Annotated in this window: 19 protein-coding genes; 16 read left to right on the top strand and 3 right to left on the bottom strand. The window is 73.0% G+C overall.

The window, feature by feature from the left end; all coding sequences use genetic code 11:
* Positions 1-69 precede the first annotated feature (69 nt).
* Complete coding sequence (locus BCD49_RS03040) at positions 70-2085, bottom strand: ArnT family glycosyltransferase (RefSeq protein WP_335341669.1); 2016 nt, start codon at positions 2083-2085, stop codon at positions 70-72.
* Between the two features lie 382 nt (positions 2086-2467).
* Here BCD49_RS03040 and rfbD point away from each other — a divergent pair, with 382 nt between their 5' ends.
* The 13 genes from rfbD (at position 2468) to fahA (ending at position 21290) form a co-directional block, all read left to right on the top strand.
* Positions 2468-3346 (top strand): dTDP-4-dehydrorhamnose reductase, encoded by an 879-nt coding sequence (rfbD, locus tag BCD49_RS03035; RefSeq protein ID WP_071041079.1) that lies wholly within the window; start codon positions 2468-2470, stop codon positions 3344-3346.
* A 97-nt stretch (positions 3347-3443) separates the two neighbouring features.
* Positions 3444-5150 (top strand): methionine--tRNA ligase, encoded by a 1707-nt coding sequence (gene metG, locus BCD49_RS03030; protein WP_083401202.1) that lies wholly within the window; start codon positions 3444-3446, stop codon positions 5148-5150.
* A gap of 341 nt (positions 5151-5491) precedes the next feature.
* On the top strand, positions 5492-7057 hold the full coding sequence (locus BCD49_RS03025) for an LCP family protein (protein ID WP_071041078.1): 1566 nt from the start codon (positions 5492-5494) through the stop codon (positions 7055-7057).
* 584 nt (positions 7058-7641) lie between these two features.
* On the top strand, positions 7642-9192 hold the full coding sequence (locus BCD49_RS03020) for an LCP family protein (protein ID WP_007519632.1): 1551 nt from the start codon (positions 7642-7644) through the stop codon (positions 9190-9192).
* Positions 9192-10142 (top strand): TIGR03089 family protein, encoded by a 951-nt coding sequence (locus BCD49_RS03015; RefSeq protein WP_007519630.1) that lies wholly within the window; start codon positions 9192-9194, stop codon positions 10140-10142. Before BCD49_RS03020 ends, BCD49_RS03015 begins: the two co-directional genes overlap by 1 nt.
* A 302-nt stretch (positions 10143-10444) precedes the next feature.
* Positions 10445-11887 (top strand): UDP-glucose dehydrogenase family protein, encoded by a 1443-nt coding sequence (locus tag BCD49_RS03010; RefSeq protein ID WP_007519628.1) that lies wholly within the window; start codon positions 10445-10447, stop codon positions 11885-11887.
* 526 nt (positions 11888-12413) lie between these two features.
* A complete protein-coding gene (locus BCD49_RS03005; protein WP_035924180.1) occupies positions 12414-12914 on the top strand; it encodes a GtrA family protein in 501 nt (166 codons plus the stop codon).
* A gap of 596 nt (positions 12915-13510) precedes the next feature.
* Positions 13511-14836, top strand: a complete 1326-nt coding sequence (locus BCD49_RS43375) for a hypothetical protein (protein WP_007519623.1) — start codon at positions 13511-13513, stop codon at positions 14834-14836.
* A gap of 332 nt (positions 14837-15168) precedes the next feature.
* Positions 15169-16401 (top strand): hypothetical protein, encoded by a 1233-nt coding sequence (locus BCD49_RS43370; protein ID WP_071041077.1) that lies wholly within the window; start codon positions 15169-15171, stop codon positions 16399-16401.
* A gap of 185 nt (positions 16402-16586) precedes the next feature.
* Complete coding sequence (locus BCD49_RS02990; protein ID WP_071041076.1) at positions 16587-17240, top strand: hypothetical protein; 654 nt, start codon at positions 16587-16589, stop codon at positions 17238-17240.
* Positions 17241-17407: 167 nt separating this feature from the next.
* Positions 17408-18643, top strand: coding sequence for a 4-hydroxyphenylpyruvate dioxygenase (gene hppD, locus BCD49_RS02980; protein WP_071041074.1), 1236 nt, complete (start codon positions 17408-17410; stop codon positions 18641-18643).
* A 68-nt stretch (positions 18644-18711) separates the two neighbouring features.
* Positions 18712-20040: a homogentisate 1,2-dioxygenase gene (locus BCD49_RS02975; protein ID WP_007517997.1), complete on the top strand. Its 1329-nt coding sequence runs from the start codon at positions 18712-18714 to the stop codon at positions 20038-20040.
* The gene (gene fahA / locus BCD49_RS02970) at positions 20037-21290 is read left to right on the top strand and encodes a fumarylacetoacetase (RefSeq protein ID WP_007517998.1); all 1254 of its coding nucleotides are present in this window, start codon (positions 20037-20039) and stop codon (positions 21288-21290) included. Before BCD49_RS02975 ends, fahA begins: the two co-directional genes overlap by 4 nt.
* A gap of 57 nt (positions 21291-21347) precedes the next feature.
* Here fahA and BCD49_RS02965 read toward each other — a convergent pair whose 3' ends face one another.
* Together BCD49_RS02965 and BCD49_RS02960 are read right to left on the bottom strand one after the other, a co-directional pair.
* The gene (locus BCD49_RS02965; RefSeq protein WP_007518000.1) at positions 21348-21851 is read right to left on the bottom strand and encodes a PH domain-containing protein; all 504 of its coding nucleotides are present in this window, start codon (positions 21849-21851) and stop codon (positions 21348-21350) included.
* Between the two features lie 56 nt (positions 21852-21907).
* Entirely contained in the window at positions 21908-22801 is an 894-nt protein-coding gene (locus tag BCD49_RS02960) for a biotin--[acetyl-CoA-carboxylase] ligase (RefSeq protein ID WP_442960459.1), read from the bottom strand.
* 121 nt (positions 22802-22922) lie between these two features.
* On the opposite strand from BCD49_RS02960, the gene BCD49_RS02955 reads away from it, so the two are divergent.
* From BCD49_RS02955 to BCD49_RS02945, 3 genes are all read left to right on the top strand, one after another.
* Positions 22923-24518: an acyl-CoA carboxylase subunit beta gene (locus tag BCD49_RS02955; protein ID WP_007518004.1), complete on the top strand. Its 1596-nt coding sequence runs from the start codon at positions 22923-22925 to the stop codon at positions 24516-24518.
* Between the two features lie 96 nt (positions 24519-24614).
* The gene (locus BCD49_RS02950; protein WP_007518006.1) at positions 24615-24866 is read left to right on the top strand and encodes an acyl-CoA carboxylase epsilon subunit; all 252 of its coding nucleotides are present in this window, start codon (positions 24615-24617) and stop codon (positions 24864-24866) included.
* Between the two features lie 216 nt (positions 24867-25082).
* Positions 25083-26852 (top strand): acetyl/propionyl/methylcrotonyl-CoA carboxylase subunit alpha, encoded by a 1770-nt coding sequence (locus BCD49_RS02945; RefSeq protein WP_007518007.1) that lies wholly within the window; start codon positions 25083-25085, stop codon positions 26850-26852.
* The last annotated feature ends 141 nt before the right edge of the window (positions 26853-26993 follow it).

The following is a 26993-nucleotide window of genomic DNA, read 5'->3' as shown; positions in this document are numbered from 1 at the left end:
ATAGCGGGCATCTGTTAACAAAGCGTGCGGATGTGCAGCCTCGCCGCGACCCCCGCTGGGCGCCACCGGCTATCGGGAACCCACCGTGGCTTCTGGGCCGACGGCGTCAGCTGGCCGCAGGGGCGCGGGGCTCGCGGCGTCCGTGGTGGGCGCCGTCGAACCGTCGCCCACCACGGACGCCTCCGACGGCGGGTCCTGAAGGGATGAGTGGACGGCGACGACGAGCGCCGCAACCACGAGCGCGCCGGTGGCCGCGAGGATCGTCCAGGTGACGCCCACGGGGAACGGCGCCCAGCGGGCGATCGCGGCGGCGGCGTCCGGGATCCGCGCCGGGGTGAGGGCGACGCCGCGGCCGAGCCAGTAGTAGCTGCAGATGGCCAGCAGCGCGAACGCCTGCATGAGGACCGCACCGACGAGCATGACCACCGGGGTCCAGCGTGCGCGCCGGCCGAGCAGCCGGGCGAGACCCGCCGCGGCGACCACGGCGATGCCGACGACGCCGAGATAGAGGTAGCGGCCCTGGACGGCGATGCCGCGGGTGTAACGCTCGTAGTCGGCCCAGCTGCGCTGGCCGACCGTTATGTAGGCGAACACGGCCGGCAGCAGCAGGACTGCCGGAACCGCGGGCGTACGCAGCCGGCCCAGCCAGGCCCGCCAGCCCCGCCCGGCCGGTGACGGCGCCGTCGCCGTCGCCGCGTCGGCCGGCGCCTGCGCCGGGATCGCCACGACGATCGACTCCGCGGGCCCGCGACCACGCCCGCGTGAACCGGCGAGACCGGTCGCGAGCCCGACGAGGCCCACCGCCACCACGACGACGGTCGCGGAGACGATGGCGATCGGCGTCAGCTGAGGCGGTTCGAACATGCCCAACCCCGCCCAGAAGCGGTTGAACATGGTCTCGACGAAGTACCACAGCCAGGTCCAGAAGGAGTCGGGCAGCAGCAACGGCTCCCGCCGGGGCGGGTCGACGCCCCAGCCGTTCGGCTGGACCGCTCCGTAGAGCACGTAGTTACGMACCCACCACCAGCCGCCGCCGGCGAGCCCGACGCCGAGCGCGATCGCGGCCGGCCGCCAGGGCAGCGAGCCGAGCGCCGCCCGCCGGCGCGCCGCGCGCGGTTCCGCGGCGGCCGGCCGCGGGTCCCGAGTGCGCCACCAGCCGACGAGGTAGGCGGCGCCGACCATGAGCGGCAGCAGCAGGGCCGTCCCCTTGGTCAGCAGGGTCACGGCGAGCCACACCCCGGCCCAGATCGCGGTGCGCGCGCGCCGGTCGCCGAGCAGCACGCCGGCGAGGACGAACGTCAGGACGCTCGCGGACAGCATGAGGATGCCGTCGTTGTTGAACGACGAGCCGACCCGGGTGAGGCCGGGCACCGCCAGCGGCAGCACCGCGGCGCCCCGCGCCACCGTCTCGGCGAGGCCGAGGCGGCGCGCCGTGGCCCAGGCCAGCAGCGGCAGCGGCGCGACCAGCAGGATGTTGAGCAGCCGCAGGACGTAGACCTGCTTGTCGTAGGCCCAGTCGTCCGAGCCGGGCAGCGCGGACAGCACCGCCGCGCCGACGGCGTAGACCAGCGGCGGGTGCTGCACCATCTGGTTCGACAGCCGGCCGTCGGTGACGGGGTCCGGCCCGCCGAGCTCGTCGAACGAACCGCGGTCGGGGCGGGGCGTCGGGGTGATCTCGGCGAACGACGGTGCGCCGCGGCGCTTGCCGCCGGACTGGAACATGTCGGCGTAGTCGCCCCGGTCGAAGTCGTCCGAGGTCGCCGCGACCCCCTTGGAGATCATCTTGTCGCCCGGGCCGGGCCAGCCGGAGCCGTGCTGGAGCCCGTAGACCATGTCGACGTGCTGCGCCTCGTCGTAGCCGGCCCAGGTCGGGTAGATCACCGAGTAGGTGGCGAGCAGCGCGACGTGCAGCGCGGTGATCAGCAGCACGACCTTCGGCACCCGCCGGGCCAGCGCCCCGCCGGCCCGGACCGCCTTCCCGAGAGCCAGCGGCGGGCGCGGCGAGTGCCACGGGCGCCGCGGACGGCCTGGCGCGCCGACGGCGGCCGGGTCGGGCGCGGTCGGGTCGGCGGCCGGGTCTGGCACGGTCGGCTGAGAGGGGATCTCCGTGCTGCCCGCCCCGGGCGTGAGCGCCGGGGGCGGGGTGTCGGTGCGCTCGCTGATCGTCGGCTCCGTGGTCGCTTCATCGCGGGCGCGTCGCGCGCCCTCCTCCGGCTCTGCCGGTGCGAGCCCGGCTCCGCCGGCTCCGTGCCCGTTCTGGCCGAACCGTCCCCGCTCGGGGGCCGTGGCTCATCGGGGCTCGGCCTGGTATGGTCCGTCGCCCGTCGGTCCAGCCTAGACGACCCGGTTGCGGCACCCGGTGGCCCGGTGCGTCGGGCACCTGCCCGGGAAGGCGCGGCATGCGCATACTTAACGTTGCTGCCGGGTTGTTCGTCGGTCTGCCAGACTGCGAACCGTGCGCGTACTCGTGATCGGTACTGGTGGCCAGGTCGGCTCCGACCTGTGCCGGCTGCTCGCCGCTGATCCCCGGCTGCCGGCCTCCGCCGGGCTGACCAGGGCGGAGTGTGACATCACCGATCCGGCCAGGGTCCGGGCGGTGATCCGCGACCAGGCCAGGCCGGCGAAGATCCAGGGTGGGCTCACCGTCGTGAACACCGCTGCCTGGACCGACGTCGACGGCGCGGAGACCGACGAGGCTGGTGCCTACGCGGCCAACRCCGCCGGGCCCGCGCACCTGGCCGCGGCCTGCGCCGAGGCCGGCGCGACGCTCGTCCATCTCTCCACCGACTACGTCTTCGACGGCACCGCCGACAAGCCGTACGAGGTGGACGACCAGACCGCCCCGGTCTCCGCCTACGGGCGGACCAAGCTGGCCGGTGAGCAGGCCGTGCTCGCGCTGTGCCCGTCGGCTTACGTGATCCGTACAGCCTGGGTGTACGGCGCGGTCGGGGCGAACTTCGTCAAGACGATGGCGCGGCTGGCCCGGGAGCGCGACCAGCTCACGGTCGTCGACGACCAGCGCGGCTCGCCCACCTGGTCGGCCGATCTCGCCGCCGCGATCATCGAGCTGGCGCTCTCGGGTGTCTCGCCGGGGCTGTACCACTACACGGACGCCGGCGACACCACCTGGTTCCGCTTCGCCCAGGCGATCATGGAGGAGCTCGGGCACGACCCGGCCAAGGTCGCCCCGACGACCACGGCGGCGTTCCCGCGCCCCGCGCCCCGGCCCGCCTACTCGGTGCTGTCCGCCCGCCGCTGGATCGACGCCGGCCTGACCCCGCCACGGCACTGGCGGGACGCCCTCGCCGCCGCCTTCGCGGCCCACCCCGCCGAGCTGCGCGGCTGACGCCGCCGCGGGCGGTTGACGAGAACGAGGGCCAGCCGCGCCGTTGGCCCGTTGTCGCGGTGAGAATCGGTTACCCCCCGGGGGGTAACGTGAAGCCGTGACCGCGCAGATCAGCCCGCCCGTACCGCCGGGGGCCAACCGCGGGCCCGCGGGCCGTCCCACCCTGGTGGCGGTCGCCTGGCCCTACGCCAACGGCGCACCGCACCTTGGGCACATCGCCGGCGCCTACCTGCCGGCCGACATCTTCGCGCGGTTCCAGCGGATGGTGGGCAACCGCGTGCTGATGGTGTCCGGGTCGGACACGCACGGCACGCCGATCACGGTGCGCGCCGAGGAGGAGGGCATCACCCCGCAGGAGGTCGTCGACCGTTACCACCCGATGTTCCTGGACATCTGGGAGCGGCTCGGCATCTCCTTCGACCTGTTCACCTCCACCCGGACGGACAACCACACCCGGGTCACCCAGGACGTGTTCACCAGGCTGCGCGACGCCGGCTACATCTCCGTCGAGGAGACGACGCAGTTCTACGACCCCCAGGCGGGGCGGTTCCTGCCCGACCGTTACGTGCTGGGTACCTGCCCCTACTGCTCCTACCCGAGCGCGCGCGGCGACCAGTGCGAGAACTGCGGCCGCACCCTCGACCCGGACCAGCTCATCGACCCGCGCAGCAAGATGACCGGCGCGGTGCCCGAGCAGCGCCGGACGTCGCATTTCTTCCTGCGGCTGTCGGCGCTGTCCGACGAGCTGCTGGCGTGGCTGCAGAGCAGGCAGGGCTGGCGCCGGCATGTGATCAACTGGTCGGTCCAGTTCGTCAAGGACGGCCTGCACGACCGGGCGATCACCCGCGACCTCGAGTGGGGCGTGCCGCTGCCGACCGACGAGCTCGGCCCGGGCAAGCGGATCTACGTCTGGTTCGAGGCAGTGATCGGCTACCTGTCGGCGAGCAAGGAGTGGGCGGCGACCGTCGCCGGCGACCCGGAGGCGTGGCGCGCCTGGTGGGAGAACCCGGACGCGGCCGCGTACTACTTCGTCGGCAAGGACAACATCCCGTTCCACACGGTGATCTGGCCGGCGATGCTGCTCGGCTACGGCGGCCTGAACCTGCCGACCGACGTCCCGGCGAACCAGTACGTCACCTTCGGCGGGGCGAAGGCCTCGAAGTCGGCCGGCATCGGACGGACGGTCCCGGACTATCTGGACGTCCTCCAGCCGGACGCACTGCGGTACGCGGTCTCGACCGTGCTGCCCGAGCAGAACGACACCGAGATCACCGACGCGGACATCATCCGCCGGGTCAACGACGAGCTGATCGCCAACTGGGGCAACCTCGTCAACCGGGTGATGGCGCAGATCAACAAGTTCTTCGACGGGGTCCTGCCGGCCGTCCCCGACCCCGCGGAGCTGGGCGGCCAGCACGCCGAGCTGCTGGCGAAGGTCGACGACGGCCTGGTCCGGGTCGCCGAGCTGCTGGACAAGGTCGAGCTGCGGGCCGCGCTGCGAGCCGCGATGGAGATCTCCGGCGAGGTGAACCAGTACCTCTACCGCGAGGAGCCCTGGAAGACCGTGAAGGTCGACCGGGAGGCCGCCGCGGCCAGTCTTGCCACATCGGTGCAGGCGATCGCCGGTATCGCCGTCGCGCTGGCCCCGTTCCTGCCGTTCAGCTCCGAGCGGCTGGCGTCCGTGCTCGGCGTCGACCTGAGCGTGTGGCGGCGCCAGACGGTCCCGGCCGRCCGCCGCCTCGAGTGGTCGGGCGCGCTGTTCACCAAGTTGGRCCCCAAGGCTCTGGACGTCCCGGCGGTCTGAACCTCCGGATCCGCGCGGACGGCGCGGCCGCCCTCCGGGGTGGCCGCGCCGATCTCGTTCGGGCCGGCCGCGACCGGCRCCGCGCGGGTGAGCAGATAAGGGTGAGCAGGCGAGCTGTCCGCCCTCTCCAGGTGACTCTCCCTCGGGTGACTGTCCCCCCGAGCGAGGTGAACCGTCTCACGGCTCACCGGCGATCATCACTCAAAGCATCAATAACAACGTCATGCGTACGGGAGACGGGTATCGATGGCCGGCAGCGGGTACTTTAAGTATCAAGACATGTTCGGAGAGTATCTGCCTGCCGGGTAATCACCCGGGCGGGGGTGGGAGGTGCTGGCCCGGTGACCGAAGCACCGCCCAAACCCCCGACAGACGCCTCCCTCGTTCTTCCCCCTGAGCTCGACCCCCGCCGCCGGCCGCGGCCGCGGGGCGTCGACGTGCCGCACGGGCGAGCCCGCCGCGCGCTGGTGACGCTGGTCGCGGTGCTGTCCTGCCTGGTCTTCGTCGCCGCCGTCGGYGGCTACACGGTCTACCGCTACTTCGACGGGCAGATCTCCMGCATCAAACTCAACCTCGGCGGCGACCGCCCGACGGGAAACCCGGGCGGCGCGGTGAACTTCCTGCTCGTCGGCTCGGACAACCGGGAGGGCACGGGCAACGAGTTCGAGAGCGAAGGCGCGGTCGACGGCGAGCGCTCCGACACGACCATGATCGCCAATCTGGCGCCGAACGGCACGACCACGCTGGTCTCGTTCCCCAGGGACACGCTGGTCGCCATCCCGGGCCACGGCAGGGGCAAGCTGAACTCCGCGATCACCATCGGCGGCCCGTCCCTGCTGATCAAGACGGTCGAGCGGATGACCCAGATCCGCATCGACCACTACGTCTCGGTCGACCTGGATGGCTTCCGCCGGATGACGAACGCGATCGGCGGGGTGACGGTGTGCCTGCGGCCGCTGCCCGACGGCTCCACGGCGAACCTGCGTGACCCGTGGTCACAGTGGCGCGGGGTGGTCGGAGCCAACCACATCGACGGCGAGCAGGCACTGGCGTTCGTCCGCCAGCGCCACGGGCTGCCGGGTGGCGACTTCGACMGGATCCACCGCCAGCAGCAGTTCATCGGCGCCGTGTTCGAGAAGGCGACGAGCACCGGCGTGCTGGCCAACCCGGCCCGCCTGGAGGGGCTGCTGCAGGCGGCGCTCAGCTCGCTGACCGTCGACGACTCCACCAAGATCGACGATCTGCAGCGGCTCGCCATCCGGCTGCGCGGCCTCTCCGCCGACCAGATCCGCTTCGAGACCATCCCGGTCCGGCCACCGACGCCGGCGGAGGGCGCGAACGCCCTCGGCGAGCTCCCGGTCTACGGGTCCGTGCAGATCTACGACCAGAGGTCTCTCGCCGCGTTCCTCGCCCCGCTACGGGGCGAACGACCCCCGACCGGCTCTTCCGCCGCGACCGCCGGCCCCGGCGGCGTGCCCGCGGGGCCCGTCTCGCGGCGCTCCGCCGTGCGGGTGGACGTCTACAACGGCACCGGCGTCGCCGGCACGGGTGACACGACCACGAGTTCGCTGTCGACCGCCGGCTTCAGGACCGGCGCCGCGCACACCTGGACCGGCGAGTCCCCGGCGGCGAGCGAGATCCGGTACGCCCCCGGGCGTGAGGCGGACGCGCGGGCGGTCGCGGCGGTCGTCCCCGACGCGCGCCTGGCCGTGGACCCGGCGCTGCGCGCCGGGACGGTCACGCTGATCCTCGGCACCGGCTTCACCGGCCTCGACCGCGCCGCCGCGGGCACGAGCTCCGGGGCGTCGTCGCCCACCGCCGCCGGCACGGGCACAGGCACCAGTGCCCCGGCGACCCCGCCCCCGCCGCGGACGGCCGCGGATCTCACCTCCAGCTGCACGTACTGACGCCGCGGCGGCGGCCCCGGGCGTCCTGGCCGCGGCCCGTGGCCCGTGCCCGCGGCCGATACCATCGCCACAAGGCTAGGTAAACACCGCGGAAACTCCAAAAAGACAACAGATCGGGCGGCCGACCAGCCTGTGCCAACGGTCTCCGGACCGCGCGTCAGCGGCCCGCGGGCCCCCGACGCGGACCCAGCCGTGACGCCGTGGTGAATCTCACGACCGATGCCTTCGGTCGGATGCGGCACCGGCCGGCGGACCTGCGCGGCTGCCCGCCTGCGCGCCAGACCGCCCACGCACCAGCCCAAGCACCCCACTGCCGTGACGTTCTGTGACAACAACGTCACACTCGTCTGTTGTCTCTAAGCTCGCATGGCCGGATGGCAACGTCCAAGCGAAGCGATGCGTCCTAACTCGGGACAACGACACTGGTCTGGGATCGTTCCGCCCACGGCGCGCCGGAGCGGTGGCCGCGACGCGCGCGGGGGGACGCGGGCCAGCGGACACGTCCCGTCGGCCCAGCCGACGGGACCGTCCCAGCCGTCCGGTCTGTCTGGTTGTCCGACCCGCCGAGGAGGGCCGCACCGCCGGTGAGCCACGCAACCCTGCCGCGCCCGGCTCTGCCGCCGGAGCTCAACCCCCGAGCCCCCCGCCGCCGCCGCTCCTCGCTGCGGCGACTCTCCCTGGTCAGTTGCTCCCTGCTGTCGACCCTCGTGCTCGCGCTGAGCGGGGTCGGCTGGTTCCTCTACAACCAGTTCGACAGGAACCTCACCCGCAACAGCGCCTGGAACGTCGGCGGGGACAGGCCGGCGGAGGTACCGGGCAGCGTCAACATCCTGCTGCTCGGCGACGACAGCCGCGACGGCACGGGCAACGAGTACGGCGGCGAGGCCGTCGAGGGCAACCGGTCAGACACGACGATCATCGCCCACTTCGACAAGGACGGCACCGCGACGCTGCTCTCGTTCCCCCGCGACGAGCTGGTCAAGGTGGTCGTCCCGACGTCCGCGGCGAAGGACGTACCGCGGGACGGCAAGGACAAGCTCACCAACGTCATGACCTACGGCGGCGTGCCCGGTCTGATCACCACCCTCGAGGCGCTGACGGACCTGCACATCGACCACACCATCAAGATCGACCTGGCCGGCTTCAAGCAGATAACGGACGCGATCGGTGGTGTTACCGTCTGTGTCACACGGATGCCAAACGGCAGCACCACGAATCTGAACGACAACTTTTCGCAGTGGCACGGCCAGCTGGGGGAGAACCACCTGAACGGGGACCAGGCGTTGGCCTTCGTCCGGACCAGGCACGCCCTGGGTGACGAACGGTTGCGGATCCTGCGGCAGCAGCAGTTCCTGTCCAAGCTGCTGACGCAGGCGACCAGCACCGGCGTGCTCACGAACCCGGCGAAGATCACCGCGCTGCTCGGTGCCGTAGGCGGCGCGATCGAGATGGACTCGGGCCTCGGCCAGACGGAGCTGATCAAGCTCGCCGACCGGGTCAGCAAGCTCGGCTCCGGCAAGGTCAAGTTCGTCACCGTGCCGACGCACGTCCCGCTGGAGAGCGAGGGCGCCTCGGACATGTACGGCACCTATGGCGTCCACGGGGCCGTGTTGTTCATCAACACCGAGGAGTTCGAGCAGATCCTGGCGCCGCTGCGCCCCGCGTCGCCGCAGGACGCGGCGATCGCCAGCGCCCCGCCGGTGGCGCCCGCCCAGGTCATCGTCGCCTCGATCGCCAACGCGTCGGGCCGCACGGGGCTCGCCGCCGCCACGTCGGCCGACCTGCGGGCGCTCGGGTTCGGCGGTTTCATGGCCGCCACGACGGCCACGGCCGACCAGAGCGCGACCGAGGTCCGCTACGCGCCAGGCCAGGAGGGCGCCGCCAAGACCCTCGTCGCCAGGATCCCGGGCGCGCGGGCGGTGGCCGATGCCACGCTCACCGGCAGCGGCCTCGAGCTCGTGCTCGGCTCGTCGTTCACCGGTGTCGCGGGCGGCGCCGGGCCGACGGGCGCCAGCGCCGCCACCGGCGCGGCTCCCGCGGCCGGCGCGGCGGGGACGGCTGCGACGGTCGCGCCGACGACCACCGCGCCGCTGGGGTCCGGCGGCATCCCGGCCGACACCTCGTGCACGCCGTGATGGACGACGCGCCCCGGCTCATCCCGGTCGAAGCGCTGCTCGACCTGGCGGGGCCGGGCGGCGGGGCCGCCGCGAGCGGCGCGGCGCCGTTCCCGGGGGTGGCGGCGGCGCTGGCGGCCCGGCTGCGGGCCGACGGGGCGAGCCCGATGGTCACGTTCTACGACGACGCCACCGGCGAGCGGGTCGAGCTCTCGGGCGTGACCCTGGACAACTGGGTGGCCAAGACGGCGAACCTGCTGGTCGACACCCTCGGCCTCGGACCGGGCGACCGCGTCGGCGTGGACCTGCCGGCCCACTGGCTCGCCGTCGTCATCCTGCTGGCCGCCTGGTCGGCCGGTCTCGAGGTCCTCGTCGCCCCCGACTCCGCGGGCGCGGAGACCGGGCCGCTGGCGGACGGAACAGAAGCAGCGGACGAGGCCGGCCAGGTGGCTGGGGGTGATGTCCAGGCCTTCTTCGTCGCCGAGAGCCGGGTCGACGCCGCGCTGGCGCTCGGCGCGGACGAGGTCGTCGCGCTGTCGCTGCGCCCGTTCGGCGCCCGGATGGCCCACCCGGTGGCCGGGGTGCTCGACTTCGCCGCGGAGGTGCCCGCGCACGGCGACCGGTTCGCCGCGCCCGCGCCACCCCCGGCCCAGACGGCCCTGCTCGCCCGCGCCGCCTCGGCGGCGGGGTTCGCCGGCCTCGGACCTGGCGACCGGCTGCTGGCCGCCGCGGGGCCCGGCGACGCCGAGGGCCTGCTGGCCGCGGTGCTCGCGCCGCTCGTGACCGGCGCGTCGGTGGTGCTGTGCCGCCACCTCGACACTCACCTCGACGACGGCGCGCTCGCGCGCCGGATCGCGACGGAGCGGGTGACGGCCGTCTGTGGCACGCGCCGTCCGCTGCCCGCCGGCGTGCGCCAGCTGTCTCTGGCGGAAGCGGCGACGCCGCCGGGGCGCGCGCCGGATACGGACTGAGCGACGGCCCCGGAAGGTGGCGAACGCTCCAGGTGGGTATTTCACAGCGTGACCATCAGCCAGCCTCCGCGCCCGGATGATCCCGATTCGGGTGCCGAGGTCGTCGCGGACGAACGCCTCCGCAACGCGGGGTTACCACCAGCGGGCAGGTTGGCGGACGGCGCAAACCGGCCCAACCGGACTCGGTGGCGCCGGTTACCGTCGGCTGGCTGGCCGGGCCGGCCGGGCCGGGCCGAACCGCCAGCCGCGCAGGCATCGGTGCCGGCACAGACATCGGTGATGACACAGAGAGGCAGCGAACCGTGAGCTGGTCGAGCGTGGGCACGTCGAGCACGTCCGAGCGGGCCACGGCGCCGCCCGGAGCCGAGTCCGGGCCGCGGGTCGCCGTGCTCGGCACCGGCTACCTCGGCGCGACCCACGCCGTGTGCATGGCGGAGCTGGGCTTCACCGTGATCGGTTACGACGTCGACGCGGCGAAGGTGGCGCGGCTGTCGATCGGGGAGGTGCCGTTCTTCGAGCCGGGCCTCGAGGAGCTGCTGCGCAAGAACCTCGAGTCGGGACGGCTGTCGTTCACCGCCGGGATCGGGGACGTCGCCAGCTGGGCCGACGTGCACTTCATCTGCGTCGGCACCCCGCAACGCGCCAGCGACGGCGGCGCCGACCTGACCTACGTCGACGCGGCCGTGGACGCACTGATCGACGTGGGCCTCGCGCCCGGCGCGCTGGTCGTCGGCAAGTCGACCGTGCCCGCCGGGACGGCGGCGACGCTGGCCGCCAGGATCCATGCCGCCGCGCCCGACGTCGAGCTCGCCTGGAACCCGGAGTTCCTGCGGGAGGGCTTCGCCGTCAACGACACGCTGCGCCCCGACCGGCTGGTGTTCGGCGTCGCGCCAGGCGGCGCCGCCGAGGCTCGTCTGCGCACGGTGTACGCCCAGACGATCGAGGCGGGCACACCGGTGGTGGTCACCGACTACGCCACCGCCGAGCTGGTCAAGGTCGCCGCGAACGCCTTCCTTGCCACCAAGATCTCGTTCATCAACGCGATGGCGGAGATCTGCGACGTGGCCGGCGCCGACGTGTTGGAGCTGGCCACCAGCATCGGCTACGACGCCCGGATCGGCAGCCGCTTCCTGCGCCCCGGCATCGGTTTCGGCGGCGGTTGCCTGCCCAAGGACATCCGCGCGTTCCAGACCAGGGCGACCGAGCTGGGCGCGACGGACTCGCTGGCCTTCCTGGCCGAGGTCGACGCGGTGAACCTGCGGGCGCGCGAGCGGGCGGTGACGCTGACCCGGTCGGCACTCGGCGGCGCCGTCGACGGCCGGCGCCTGGGCGTGCTTGGCGCCGCGTTCAAGCCGAACTCCGATGACATCCGCGACTCGCCGGCGCTCGACATCGCCGCGGCGCTCGCCGTCGAAGGCGCGCTGGTGACCGTGTACGACCCGGCGGCGGTGCCGAACGCGCGGCTGCGCTACCCGTCGCTGGACTACGCGTCCTCGGTGCGCGAGGCGGTCACCGGCGCCGACGCGGTGCTGGTACTGACCGAATGGGGCGAGTTCCGCGAGCTCGACCCGGCCGCGTTGCTGTCCTACGTGGCCGGCGCAGTGGTGGTCGACGGCAGGCACGCCCTCGACGCGGGCCGCTGGCGTGCCGCGGGCTGGGCGTACCACAGCCTCGGCCGCCCGAGCGACGCTCGGGTGCCGGCGCCGACCGACGAGAGGTCGGCCGGCCAGGGACACGGCGGCTAGCCTGCGGCCGGGTCACGTCGTCCGACCAGACCCGGCCCGGCCCGGCCCGGCGCGTCCCGGCCTGCCCACCCAGCCCGGCCCAGCCCGGCTACGGCCGTATGCCCGGGAGGGCACTCGGCGTCCCGGGGGGCGGCGGATGATCCGACTCGGGCTCCACAGGAAACTTTCCCCGGGTCGAAAGTGGGGTGCCCGCCGGTGCCGGGGGCGTCGCCCCGGGTGTCGGACTCGCCCCGCGCGGGCGCCCTCTACAGTGAAGAGACCGACGAGGTGCCCGACCTACAGGACATCTGGCCGCCCGCTGGTTGGGGACAAGGGGAACGGTGTCACCGACAGCAAACGAGGGCAGACCGTCTGTCGACGAAGTACACCCACCCCTCAAGGAGGATCTTTGCCTTCCGTCGTTGATCCGGCCGCGTCCGTATCGACCCGCCGCCGCGCCCAGCGGATCGGGCGGGGGCGGTCGAAGGGCCGCCGGGTGGCGTCGGTAGTCTCGGAGGGTGGCAGAAATCAGCCTGAGTTGTCTGTCGTGAAGCACCGGGCACGGCCATCACGGCTGGCGCTGCTCATCCGCGAGTTGAGCAAGTTCGGTGCGGTCGGCGCGGTCGCGTACGTGGTCGACGTACTCGTCTCCAACCTGTGTCACTCGCAGCTCCACATGGAGCAGCTGACTGCGAAGACCGTTTCCACGATCGTGGCGGCGACGATCGCCTACATCGGAAACCGGACCTGGTCGTTCACCCACCGCGCACGCACCGGCGTGCGGCGTGAGTACACGTTGTTCATCGTTCTGAACGCGATCGGCCTTGGTATCGCCTTGGCCTGTCTGGGCTTTGGCAAGTACGTGTTGGGACTGCAGGGCGCGCTCGCGTTCAACCTGTTCGGCAACGTGCTCGGCACCGGCCTTGGTACGGTCTTCCGCTTCTGGGCGTACAAGCGCTGGGTGTTCCTGCACCCGGACCACCCGCGCGCCGTCTCCGGCCCCGCCAACGAGCGGGCGGCCCGCGTGCCCGAGCCAGCCGGGCGCTGAACGAAACACCGGAGCAACTCCGGGTACCGCCACTCCGCTCGAGTCGGGTATCCAGTGGTAACCACGAGTAGCCGAACACAGTCACCGGCCGACCGGGGTAGTCGATACGAGAGCCACGCCCGCGTTCCGCCGATGCCGTCGATCTCGTAATCCCCCCGTGAGAAGCGCCGCCCATGCCCGCCGTAAGCCGCGGCCGGATGGCTGGAGCGCGAATTCCTGTGGTCCTCTTCCCGGCTAGCTGGACACAGGGTCCGTCTCGGAAATAAGCAACGGATGCACAATATTGCCGCTCGTTTGCMAACCCTGAAGCGGTCGCAGATGCCGCGGCGGGCTCTGCCCTGACGAAGCCGTAACCGCTCTCATACGCCGGTCGGCCGGCATTTCCCCCGTCGGCGCCTACTCGGCGAGGCGGCCAGCGCGGCCCACCAACCGGTCTTCATCGGCCCGCCGGCACGACATCGTCATGTCGTACGCGCGACGTCCGATGTCCGACAACCGACCGCGAGATGCCGCAAGACGGCACGACCTCCTAACATCGGACACCGGCCCTGGGGATGGAGCGTGGGGCACCCGGGGACCCTTTGGGAGGGAAAGTCATGCAGCCAACAGGCCACGAGCCGGACAACTCGGACGCCGAGACCCAGCTCGTCGGTGGGTCCGGGGCGGCGCCGGGCCGGTCGCCCTACGGGCAGGGCCCATCCGCGCCCGGCGCAGGCGGCCAGCCGGCGGACGACTCGGACGCCGTGACCCGGATGGTCGGCGGCGGCACCGCCGACCCGTACCGGGCGAACACGCCGGGGGCGACGCCGCCCGGCGCCGCGCCCGGCGGAACACCGGGCTACCAGCCGACCACGCCCTACCCGCAGCAGGGCGGTTACCCCCCGCCGGGTGGGTACCCGCCGCCGCAGCAGACGCCCGCGCCGGGTGGTTACCCCGCGGCGCCGCAGACGCCCGCGCCGGGTGGTTACCCGCCGCCGCAGACACCCGCCCCAGGCGGATACCCGGGCCAGACGCCGGCTCCGCAGGGGTACGACCAGCAGGGCTACCCCCAGCAGGGTTACGGAGCCACGCAGGGCTACCAGCAGCCGGACTATGGTCAGCAGCCCGCGGGCTACGACTACGGCCAGCAGACCCAGCAGGGCTACGGCGGCTACCAGCAACCGGGTTACGGTCAGCAGCCCGCGGGCTACGACTACGGCCAGCAGGGCTACGCGCAGCAGCAGGGCTATGGCGGCGCCGGCTACCCCGGCGGCGGCCAGCCGCAGCCGCCGCGCAACAACAACCGCCGCAACCTGATCATCGGCGGGGTCGCGGCCGGCGTCGTGCTGATCATCCTCATCGTGGTGCTGGGGGTAACCCTGGCCGGTGGCGACGACAAGCCGAAGCCGGTGGCGTCGGGCACGCCGACCACGCAGCCAACGGTCTCCGCGTCCGCGACGACGAGCCCCACGCTGCCGCCGACCACCACCCCGGCCCCGTCGCCCACGGCTTCCGGCGCGCTCAGCCTGGCCGAGCAAGCACTGGTGTCCCAGCTGGACCCGGACGCCGTCTCGGACTGCGAGGCAGCGTCCGACCAGGAGGACAGCGACGTCCAGGCGGCGGTGCTGTGCTCGGCCACCGATGACGGCCGCGGCATCTTCGCGTTCAGCTTCTTCGACGCGGACGCGCTGAAGCGCGACACGGACGCGCGCAGCAAGACGATCAACGACGCGGGTGACTGCAAGGACGGCAAGGACCAGGTCGGCACGTGGAACTTCACGGACAGTGAGGTCGACGAGGGCGCGCTGCTCTGCGGGCACACCGACGACGGCTCGTTCTACATGCACTGGACCTACGACGACGACCTGCTCGCCTTCTTCGCCACCGACAAGGACGGGGTCGCCCTCTACCAGTGGTGGACCGACTTCGACCCGCTCGCCTGATCCATCCCCACCGATCGTCCGGCCGGGGGCCGACGCGGGACGGGCGGCGGCCGACGCGCCTCCCGCCGCTCGGCCGCCGGCCGGCTCGGTCACCCTTGGCCACAGTCGGTCGCCGATCTCCTGGCCTGCCGGACGTCTCGGGCGGGTTCTCGGACCAATCGCCTCGTTCCAGCCATAGGCCGCCAGTGGTCGAAAACCGACGGCCGCGCAACAATGGTCAAACCCACGGCCGAGGCCTGCCAACGGATATGTGATCGGGCCGGCCAGCTGGGTCCGGTGTCAGATCGTGTCCAGACCGCGCGTGGCCGCGGGCGCAACCCGCGGGAGGAACGGTGGCAGGCCCATCCGATGACCGGCCGCCGGGACCCGACGGCCTGGCGCCCACCAGCGCCGCCGGCCCCGCCGGGCACCCGCCGGCGTCTTCCGAGTCGGACACGTTTCCCGGTCAGGCMGCGCCCGCCTGGGGCGAGGCACCGGACGAGGACGCCCGCTGGACGTCGCTCGCCGGCTGGGCCGACGTCACCCCCACCAGCCTGCGCCTCGAGGACATCGACCCCGACACCACGCCTCGCGGCAGTCTGCGCCTGGCTCCCCTCGCTCCGCCGGCCGCACACCCTCCGCCGGCGCCCCTCGGCCCGCCGGCACGTCCCGCGGGCACCGCCCGTCCCGCGGCCGCCGCCCCTCCCGCGGTCCCGGCACCGGCACCGGTCCCACCCCGGCTCCCACGGCCCGCGCCTCCGGCGCCAGCCCCGTATTCACGGCCGGTCGCGTCCCCGCCGCCAGCACGGCCGGCCGCCGGGCCAATGCCGGCGAACTGGCCCGGTCCGCCGCCCGGCACTGGCGGCACGGCCGGCCCCGGCGGCGTGCCCGGCGCCCGCGGCGCGGTGGCGTACGGCGCCTGGCCGGGGGCGGTCGACCCGTCGGCCCCCGCGGCGCCGTTCTGGCGACGCCGGCCCGCCCTGACCGCGGTGTCGGTGAGCCTCGCCATGCTGCTCGTGGCCGTCGGGCTCGCCTGGGTCGCCGTGGCGCCAAGCTGCTGCTCGGGCGGCACAGGGACTTCGGCCGCCGCGGCCACACCGGCCGCCGCCACGCCGCAGGCCGCGGACGGCGGCTGGACGTCGGAGCGGCGCGCCCTCGCCGACCGGCTCGACCCGGCGGAGATGGTGGGCTGCCGGCCCAACCCCAGCCCCGCCGGTGTCGGCGTGACGGCGGCGCTGTTCTGCGCGACGCCCGATGGCCGCCAGGTGGCGGTGTACGCCTACCGGGACGCGGACGCGCTGCGTTCCGACGTCACCCAGCGCGCCAACGGCGTGCCCAGCGAGGGCAGGTGCGAGCGCGGCGAGAACGAGGTCTTCTCCTGGGACACCGGCCCGGGCACGCCGGCCGGTGGGACGGTCGTCTGCCACCACCGGGACGGCCACGCCTTCCTGTTCTGGAGCTCGGACGCCGACGTCGTCTCCTTCCTCGCGTACGACACCGACCCTCGGGCCCTGGTCGACTGGTGGGAGTCGTTCGAGCCCTTCCCGGACCGCGCCGGCCCCACCGCCGCTCCTCGGCCGGCCTGAGCTCCCCCGGCCGGCCTGAGCCGCCCTGCCGGCACAGGGACGAGACCGGCGGGCTCACTGGTCCGTCGGCTCACCACCGCGTCGGCGGCGACCGGCCCGGCGCAACGATCCGCGCGCGGCGGGCGTCGCACACCACGCGGCGTACGGGACCTGGAGAAGTCCGGACACGGCGAAGGGGGACCGCGATGCGGCGTGGGCAGGTCGCGGCGCTGGCGGCCGGCGGGGCGGTGCTGGTGGCCGCCGGCATCACGGTCGCCGTGGTGCTCACCACCGGCGGCGACGGGCCGGCGCCGACCGCGGGCACGTCGCCCGCGGTGACCACCCAGGCGGYACCATCGCCGGCGGCGAGCTCCCCGGCCGACAACCTGACGCCGGCGCAGCGGGCGCTTGCCGCGACGCTCGGGCCGCTGCGGGTGCGCGACTGTGTGCCGGCGCCGCCCGAGCGGGTCACCGAGCCGCCCGGCCAGGGGTCGAGCCTGGACCAGGGCGTCGACGCCGCGATCCTGTGCCAGACCAACGTCATCGCCGGGGAGCCCGGCCCGGCCGAGGTCATCGCGCGTCACTACCACGACGCCGCGGCCCTGAAGGCCGACGCCGACCGGCGCACCGGCGCCATCAACGACGTCGGCAGCTGCGCCGCCGGCGAGCCGAGCACCGAGACCTGGGGGCGCTCGACGCGCCAGCTCGGCACCTTCCTCTGCGATCGGGTCGCCCCCGGCACACCGGACGCCCGCTTCGCGGTCTTCTGGACCGTCACCGCCGACCAGACGGCCCTGTCCGCTGCCTCCGCCGATCCCGCCGGCCTGATCGCCTGGTGGCGCGACTTCACGAAGCCGTAGCCAGCCGATACCTCGCGTCGGAGTGGACGGCCCCGGTCTGCGGGCGTAGGACGGTGGCGTCGGGCAGCGCGCGCACGGGCGTGGGCGAGCGCCCGGCGGGACAGTCCGGGACGCGGAGCCTGGCGAACCAGGCGGCGCTCCCGGGCGGACGGTGCAGGAGGCGGCCCATGAGCATTCAGCGGACCCTCACCGAACAGGAACGGCTCGCCCACCTGGATCCGGAGCAGCTGCGACGGCTGGTCGGGCTGGTGGAGCACGACCCGGCCGCCGACCCGTTCCCGGTGACCGGGTGGGACGCGCTGGTCTGGGTCGTCGGGAACGCCACCCAGGCGGCCGCCTACTACCGGCTGGTGTACCGGATGGAGCTGGTCGCCTACACCGGCCCCGAGACCGGCAACCGCGACCATGTCGGYTATGTGCTGCGTTCGGGGGCGGCGCGGTTCGTGCTGACGGGTGGCGTGGACCCGGCCAGCCCTCTGTTGGAGCACCATCGCCGCCACGGTGACGGCGTCCTGGACGTCGCGCTGGAGGTCCCGGACGTCGACCGGTGCGTCGCCCATGCCCGCGAGCAGGGGGCCGTGGTGCTGGACGAGCCGCACGACGTCGGCGACGAGCACGGCACCGTGCGCCTGGCCAGCCTCGCGGCCTATGGCGACACCCGGCACAGCCTGGTGGACCGGTCCCGCTACACCGGCCCGTACCTGCCCGGATACCTCGCGGTCCAGCCCGTGACGGCTACGGGTCCGACGGCTGCGGCTGCGTCGGCTCCGCCTGCGCGGGCCGGGGCGCCGCTGTTCCAGGCGCTCGACCACGTCGTCGGCAACGTCGAGCTGGGGCGGATGGACGACTGGGTCGCGTTCTACAACCGGGTCATGGGCTTCACGAACCTCGCCGAGTTCGTCGGCGACGACATCGCGACGCGGTACTCGGCGCTCATGAGCAAGGTGGTGGCCAGCGGCGACCATCGGGTGAAGTTCCCGCTCAACGAGCCGGCGGCCGGCCAGAAGCGGTCGCAGATCGACGAGTACCTGGAGTTCTACGGCGGCCCGGGAGTCCAGCACCTGGCGCTGGCGACCGACGACATCGTCCGCGCGGTCGATGTGCTGCGGTCGCGGGGTGTCGGGTTCCTGGCCACGCCCGACTCGTACTACACCGACCCGGCGCTGCGGGCGCGGATCGGCGAGGTGCGGGTGCCGATCGACGAGCTGCGCACCCGCGGCATCCTCGTCGACCGCGACGAGGACGGCTACCTGCTGCRGATCTTCACCAGGCCGATTGGAGACCGACCGACGGTGTTCTTCGAACTGATCGAGCGGCACGGCTCGCTCGGGTTCGGCAAGGGCAACTTCCAGGCCCTGTTCGAGGCGATCGAACGCGAACAGGCCAGTCGCGGCAACTTCTAGGGGTTCGCGGCCCGGTGAGCCGGAGGTCGGACCGGTGCGCCGGAGGCGTGTGAGAGGGGTGCCAGGACATGGCGCACTACCGCGCGGTTGGCTCGATCCCGCCCAAGCGGCACACTCAGCACCGTTCGCCCGAGGGCGGCCTCTACTACGAGGAGCTCATGGGAGCCGACGGGTTCTCGGCGGACTCGTCGTTGCTGTACCACCGTGGCGTCCCATCGGCGATCGTCGACGCGACGCCCTGGGAGCCCCCGGACCAGACACTCACCGAGAACCGGCCGCTACTCCCCCGGCATCTGCGCCTTCCCGCCCTCTTCCCGGAAGAGAGCTGGAAGCGCGTCAACCCGGTCACCGGGCGGCGGTTGGTGCTCGGCAACGCCGACGTCCGGATCTCCTACGTCGTGGCGGGCGCCTCCTCGCCGCTCTACCGCAACGCCGCCGGCGACGAGTGCGTGTACGTCGAGTCCGGCGCCGCGACGGTGGAGACCGTCTTCGGAGCGCTGACCGTCCGCCAGGGTGACTACGTGCTGCTGCCCCGGTCGACGACGCACCGCTGGGTGCCCGCTGACGCCGCCGACGCCGCCGACGCCGCCACCGGCGCCGTCCGGCCGTTGCGGCTCTACGTGATCGAGGCGGGCACGCACATCGCGCCACCGCGGCGCTACCTGTCCCCGCGCGGCCAGTTGCTCGAACACGCGCCGTACTGCGAGCGGGACCTGCATGGCCCGGCCGAGCCGCTCCTGGCCGACGGCGACGACGTCGAGGTGCTGGTCAGGCACCGCGGCGCCCACACCGTCACCGGCACCCGGTACGTCTACTCGACACATCCGTTCGACGTCGTCGGCTGGGATGGCTGCGTCTACCCGTACACGTTCAACATCGCCGACTTCGAGCCGCTGACCGGCCGGGTGCACCAGCCGCCGCCGGCCCACCAGGTGTTCGCCGGCGACGGGTTCGTCATCTGCAACTTCGTGCCCCGCAAGGTCGACTATCACCCGCTGGCGGTGCCGCTGCCCTACTACCACTCCAACATCGACTCGGACGAGGTGATGTTCTACTGCGGCGGCGACTACGCCGCCCGGCGAGGAGCCGGCATCGGCCAGGGCTCGGTCAGCCTGCACCCGGCCGGGCACTGCCACGGCCCGCAGCCCGGCGCCGTCGAACGCGCGCTCGGCGCGCAGTTCGTCGACGAGCTCGCCGTCATGGTCGACACGTTCCGACCGCTCCAGCTCGGCGAGGGCGCCCGCGCGGCCGAGGACCCGGCCTACGCCTGGACCTGGTCCGGCCGCGCCCCGACCACCGGACCGGGCCCGGCGGGACCGGTCCGGGCGGCATCGGGCCCCGATGACCACCGATCCGAGATGACGATTCATCCGACAGGCGGAGGAACCCAGGCGTGAGCGTGGTCGAGGTCCCGGCGGGTTCGCCCTTCGGCCCGGACAACCTGCCGTACGGCGTCTTCTCCACGGCGGGGACCGCCCCGCGGGTGGGCGTGCGGCTTGGCGACACCGTCGTCGACCTCACCGTCCTGCTGAGTGGCGAACGGCCGCGTGACGACGAGGATGGCGGGAACGGTGGGAGGGCCGACGGCGAGGACAGCCAGGACGACGTGTTCGCGGCGCCGACGCTGAACCCGTTCCTGGCCCAGGGCTCGGCGCGCTGGCTGGCCGCGCGCCGGCGGATCACGGACCTTCTCGCCGGCGACGTCCCCGACGCGGCGTGCCACCCCGTCCACGAGGTCTCCACGCACCTGCCGTTCCAGGTCGCCGACTTCGTGGACTTCTACGCCTCCGAGCACCACGCGTCGAACGTCGGCCAGATCTTCCGCCCGGGCGCGCCGCCGCTGATGCCGAACTGGAAGCACCTGCCCGTCGCCTACCACGGCCGGGCCGGCACGGTCGTCGTCTCCGGAACCGGCATCGTCCGCCCGCAGGGACAGCGCCGGCTCCCGGGCGCGGAAACACCCAGCTACGGCCCGAGCCTCCGGCTGGACATCGAGGCCGAGCTCGGGTTCGTGATCGGCACTGGCTCCCGCCTGGGCGACCGGGTTGGCGTCGACGAGTTCGACGAACACGTCTTCGGCGCCGTCCTGGTCAACGACTGGTCCGCGCGCGACCTGCAGGACTGGGAGTCCCGGCCGCTCGGCCCGCACCAGGGCAAGAGCTTCGCGACCTCCGTCTCGCCGTGGGTCGTGCCGATGACCGCGCTGCGCGCCGCCCGGGTCCCACTGCCGGCCCAGGTTCCCGAGCCGCTGCCGTACCTGCGCGGGCGCGCGCCCGGCTGGCGGCCGTGGGGCCTCGACGTCGACCTGGTCGTCGGCTGGAACGGCGAGGTGGTCTCCCGCCCGGCAGCCCGCGAGCTGTACTGGTCCCCCGCCCAGCTGCTGGCCCACCTGACGGCGAACGGCGCGTCCGCCCGCACCGGCGACCTGTTCGCCTCGGGCACGGTGTCCGGTCCGGAGAAGGACCAGCGGGCCTGCCTGCTCGAGCTGACCTGGAACGGCGCGGAACCGATCACGGTCGGCGGCGAACGGCGCACCTTCCTGCTCGACGGCGACCAGGTCACGATCTCCGCCACCGCCCCGGGCCCGGACGGCGCCCGCGTCGGTTTCGGCGAGGTCACCGGCACTGTCCTGCCCGCCCGCCGCTGAGCACGCTCGATCTCCGGACGGGGCGCCTAGCGCCCGCCGTAAGGACCGCCCTACGCGCTAGGCGCCGGAGTAGCCGCGGAGGGCTTCGCCGAGCTCGTAGAGGCGCAGGTGGACGTGCTCGACGTGGGGAACGCTGGTCAGGACCACCTGCCCGCGTTCTCCCGCGCTCTCGATCGTCAGCGTGCCCGAGCCGACCATCCGCTCGAAGAGCGTGTGCTCGAACGTGACGTCGTTGAGCCGGACCAGCGGGATGTCCCGGCCCGATCGGGTGAACACGCCGGTGCGCAGCAGCACCCGCTCGTTGGTGATCACGTAGCGCGTCGTCACCCAGCGAACCCAGGGAACGATGGTCAGATAGACCAGCAGGACCACGGCGACGATCAGCACCAGGTACTGCAGCGGTTTCTGCAGTACGCCGTTAGGCGCGAAGAAGACCGCCAGCACGGCTAGACCGAGCACCACGACAGCGCTGAACACCGGCCGTACCAGCCGGATCCAGTGCGGGTGCAGGTCGAGCACCACCACTTCGTCATCCGTCAGGATGTCTTCGGGAAAGGCCACGCGACGATCGTCGCACTCCCTGTTACATCCGGGCGAGATGCCCMAGAGCGGGCCGCTCAGGGCGTGGCGGGARCCGGCCGGAGGTGGACGACGTCGGCGGCGCTGAAGGCCCGGCCGCCGACGACCAGCCTGCCGGTCTCGTCGACGTCGGTGGCGACGCCCACGACCGTCTCGCCGCCTGGCAGCTCGACCCTGACGTCGCGGCCGAGGGTCGCRCACACCTCGAGGTAGCCGGGCCGGGCGGCCTCTGGATCCGCGTCGAACCGGGCCAGGGCGCCCGCGAGGCCCGTGAGCAGCGCGGCGAGCAGATCGGTCCGCCGCGGCACCTCGCCGGGACCGGCGGCGGCCAGCACGGCCAGGCTGGTGCCGCCCGGGGGCAGCTGCGCGGCGGTGGTGCGCACGTTCAGCCCGAAGCCGATCACCAGTCCCGGCGGCGACGCCCTCGGCGCGTCCGGCTTGCCCGGCGCGGCGCGGACCAGCTCGACCAGGATGCCGGCGAGCTTGTCCCCACCGACCTGGACGTCGTTCGGCCACTTCAGCCAGGCCGGCACCGCGAACCGGGAGCGCAGCGTCGCGACCAGCGACGTGCCGACGACCATCGGCACCCAGCCGAGCCGAGCCGTCGGCACCGTCGGCCGGGCCAGCAGCGACACGGTCAGCCCGGAGCCCGGCGGGGACACCCAGGAGCGGTCGAGCCGACCCCGCCCGGCGCTCTGCCGCTCGGCGGCGATCACCAGCCCGGCCGGCTCGCCGGCGCGGGCCCTGGCGGCGACGTCGGCGTTGGTGGAGCCGGTCTCGGCGAGGACGACCACCCGCAGCCCCACGGGCCGCCCGGCCTGGGCGAGCTCCGCGGCGTCCAGCGGGTCCGCCACCGCCGGCCCTTCCACCGCCGGCTCGTTCGCCGCCGACGGGCCCTGCCCGCCCGATGCCGCGCTTCTGGGGTCAGCCACGACCACAGCTTGCCAGCACGCGCCACCTTCGCCCACCGGGACCACAACCCCTAGTCGCGGGTGTGAGACAGAGTGCACTGTTGCTCGCACCCACGCCCACGCTGGCCGTACGCTGCCGCGCATGGCACTTCCGGCGCCCGCTTCCGAACCCACGCCCGACCCGCACACCACAGCGGGAAAGCTCGCGCAGCTTCAACGGGTGAACGACGACGCCGTGCACGCCGGATCGCAACGAGCGGTCGACGCGCAGCACGCCAAGGGCAAGATGACCGCCCGCGAGCGGATCGCGGCCTTCCTCGACCCGGGCTCCTTCGTCGAGACCGACGCGTTCGTCCGCCACCGCGCGCACGACTTCGGCGTCGAGGCGAACCGGCCCTACGGCGACGGCGTCGTCACCGGCTACGGCACGGTCGACGGCCGTCAGGTGTGCGTCTTCAGCCAGGACGCGACGGTGTTCGGCGGCAGCCTCGGCGAGGTCTTCGGCGAGAAGATCGTCAAGGTCATGGACCTCGCGGTGCGGACCGGCTGCCCGGTCATCGGGATCAACGACTCGGGTGGTGCCCGCATCCAGGAGGGCGTCGTCGCGCTCGGCCTGTATGGCGAGATCTTCTATCGCAACGTGCTGGCGTCCGGGGTCGTGCCGCAGCTGTCACTGATCATGGGCCCGTGCGCCGGCGGCGCCGTGTACTCGCCCGCGATCACCGACTTCACCCTGATGGTCGACAAGACCAGCCACATGTTCATCACCGGGCCGGACGTCATCAAGGAGGTCACCGGCGAGGACGTGGGCTTCGAGGAGCTCGGCGGCGCCCACACGCACAACAGCAAGAGCGGCGTCGCCCACTTCCAGGCCACGGACGAGACCGAGTGCTTCGAGCTGGCCAAGGCGCTGCTGTCGTACCTGCCGCCGAACAACATGGACGACGCGCCGATCTACGACGAGGTCGCCGACGTCGAGGGCGAGGTGGACCCGGAGCTGGACACCTTCATCCCCGACTCGCCGAACACCCCGTACGACATGCACAAGGTGATCGAGAAGATCCTCGACGACGGGGACTTCCTCGAGGTGCACGCGCAGTTCGCCATGAACCTCATCGTCGGTTTCGGCCGGGTCGACGGCCGGTCCGTCGGCGTCGTCGCCAACCAGCCGATGCAGTTCGCCGGCACCCTCGACATCGACGCGAGCGAGAAGGCCGCGCGGTTCGTGCGCACCTGCGACGCGTTCAACATCCCGGTGCTGACGTTCGTCGACGTCCCGGGCTTCCTGCCGGGTACGTCGCAGGAGTGGAACGGCATCATCCGCCGCGGCGCGAAGCTCATCTACGCCTACGCGGAGGCGACCGTCCCGAAGGTCACGGTCATCACCCGCAAGGCCTACGGCGGTGCCTACGACGTCATGGGGTCCAAGCACCTGGGCGCCGACATCAACCTCGCCTGGCCGACCGCCGAGATCGCCGTCATGGGCGCCCGCGGCGCCGTCAACATCGTCTACCGCCGCGAGCTGGCCAAGTCGGACAACCCGGACGCCCGCCGCACCGAGCTGATCGCCGACTACAACCACCACTTCGCGACGCCGTACATCGCGGCCGAGCGCGGCTACCTCGACGCCGTGATCCCGCCGTCGGTGACCCGCCGCGAGGTGATCCGCGCGCTGCGGCTGCTGCGTAACAAGCGCCAGACGCTGCCGCCGAAGAAGCACGGCAACATCCCGCTCTAGCGGGCCAGGAGGTGCGAAAATGATCTTTCTTCGCGCTTCCTGAAGCACCGAGCGCCAGCCGCACAGTGACACATAGACCATCTCGAGGAGGTGCCGGTGGCCGAGAACGAACCGGCCGAGCCGCGCCGGCCGTTGCTGAAACTGGTGCGCGGCGACGCGACACCGGAGGAGGTCGCGGCCATCGTCGCGGTGTTCGCGGCGCACGCCGCCGCCGCGGCGGCGGTGCCGGCGCCGCGCGCGCCCCGGTCGGTGTGGGCCGACCGAAGCCAGGCGTTGCGGGTCGCGAGTGGCCCGGGAGCGGGCGGCTGGCGGCGCGCGGGCATCCTCGGCGGCCTGCGGACCGGGTGATTGTCGTCACTGACGGCTCGGCCGCCGGCCGGCGAGCCCCGGCGACCCGATGCTTCTGACGGAGCCAGGACGGCTTTTGACGGAGCTAGGACGCAGGATTCTCGTCAGCCCACGGCGCAGTTACAAGATCAACGGGCAAGCAGGGACATTCCAGTAGCAACCTCAGCGGCCTCAGTCGCCCTAGACTCGGGCAGGCCGAACGAGGACGGGAGGAACGTGCGCAAGATCCTCATCGCCAACCGCGGCGAAATCGCCGTCCGGGTGGCGCGGGCGTGCAAGGACGCTGGCTATGCCAGCGTCGCGGTGTATGCCGAGCCCGACATCGACGCCCTGCACGTTCGCGTAGCCGATGAGGCGTACGCACTCGGCGGATCCACGCCGGGCGACTCGTACCTGCGCATCGACAAGATCCTCGACGTCGCCGCGAAGTCGGGCGCCGACGCGGTGCATCCCGGCTACGGCTTCCTCTCCGAGAACGCCGACTTCGCCGAGGCCGTCATCGCCGCCGGGCTGACCTGGATCGGCCCGACGCCGGACGCGATCCGCCGGCTGGGCGACAAGACCGCCGCCCGCCACATCGCGCTCGCCGTCGGCGCCCCGCTCGCGCCCGGCACCGCCGACCCCGTCGCCGGTGTCGACGAGGTCATCGCGTTCGCCGACGAGCACGGCCTGCCGGTCGCCATCAAGGCCGCGTTCGGCGGTGGCGGCCGCGGCCTGAAGGTCGCCTGGACGCGGGACGAGCTGGCCGAGCTGTTCGACAGCGCGGTGCGCGAGGCGGTCGCGGCCTTCGGCCGGGGCGAGTGCTTCGTCGAGCGCTACCTCGACCAGCCGCGGCACGTGGAGACCCAGATCCTCGCCGACACGCACGGCAACGTGGTCGTCGTCGGCACCCGCGACTGCTCGCTGCAGCGCCGCTACCAGAAGCTCGTCGAGGAGGCGCCCGCGCCGTTCCTCACCGACGCCCAGCGCGCGTCGCTGTACGAGGCCTCCAAGAAGATCGCCAAGGAGGCCGGCTACGTCGGCGCCGGCACCTGCGAGTTCCTGGTCGCCAAGGACGGGATGATCAGCTTCCTCGAGGTCAACACCCGGTTGCAGGTCGAGCACCCGGTGACCGAGGAGACGACCGGCATCGACCTGGTGCGCGAGCAGTTCCGCATCGCCGAGGGCGAGGCACTCGGCTTCACCGACCCGCCGGCCCGCGGCCACGCGATCGAGTTCCGGATCAACGGCGAGGACCCCGGCCGCAAGTTCCTGCCGGCGCCGGGCACCGTCACCAGCCTGGTGCTGCCGACCGGCCCCGGCGTGCGCGTCGACACCGGCATCGAGAGCGGCAGCGTCATCGGCGGGGCGTTCGACTCGCTGCTGGCCAAGCTGATCGTCACCGGCGCGACCCGCCAGCAGGCCCTGGAGCGGGCCCGCCGCGCACTCGACGAGCTGGTCGTCGAGGGCATGGCGACGGCGCTGCCGTTCCACCGGGCCGTGGTACGCGACCCGGCGTTCGCCCCGGCCGACGCCGACGAGCCGTTCACGATCCACAACCGCTGGATCGAGACCGAGTTCATCAACACCATCCCGGCGTTCACCGGCGGGGCGCAGGACGAGACCGCCGACTCCGCGGCGCGGGAGACCGTCGTCGTCGAGGTCGGTGGCAAGCGGCTGGAGGTCGTGCTCCCGGCCGGCCTCGGCGCCATCGGGGGCGCGGGCGGTGGCGCCGCCCGCGGCGCGGCGCCGAAGCGCAAGGCCAGCGGCAAGAAGGCCGGCGCGGCCAGCGGCAACTCGCTGACCAGCCCGATGCAGGGCACGATCGTCAAGGTAGGGGTCGCCGACGGCGACACCGTGGCCGAGGGCGACCTGATCGTCGTCCTCGAGGCGATGAAGATGGAACAGCCCATCACCGCCCACCGCGCGGGCACCATCACCGGCCTCACGGCCACTGTCGGCGCGGTCGTCCCCAGCGGCACCGTCCTCTGCGAGATCAAGGACTAGCCGACCTCGAAGGACTGGCCGACCTCGGTCGAGAGCGGCGGTCGCGGGCACCTCCCGCGGCTGCCGCTTCGTCATGTTCCGGGCTTGGGGAGCATTCCGGGCTTGAGGCGCATTCCGGCTTGACGAGCCGGCGCAGGACAG

Source organism: Pseudofrankia sp. EUN1h, assembly GCF_001854645.1.
GTDB classification, from domain to species: domain Bacteria; phylum Actinomycetota; class Actinomycetes; order Frankiales; family Frankiaceae; genus Pseudofrankia; species Pseudofrankia saprophytica.
The sequence above is the reverse complement of the archived record's forward strand: the minus strand, read 5'-3'. Positions and strand labels throughout refer to the sequence as shown.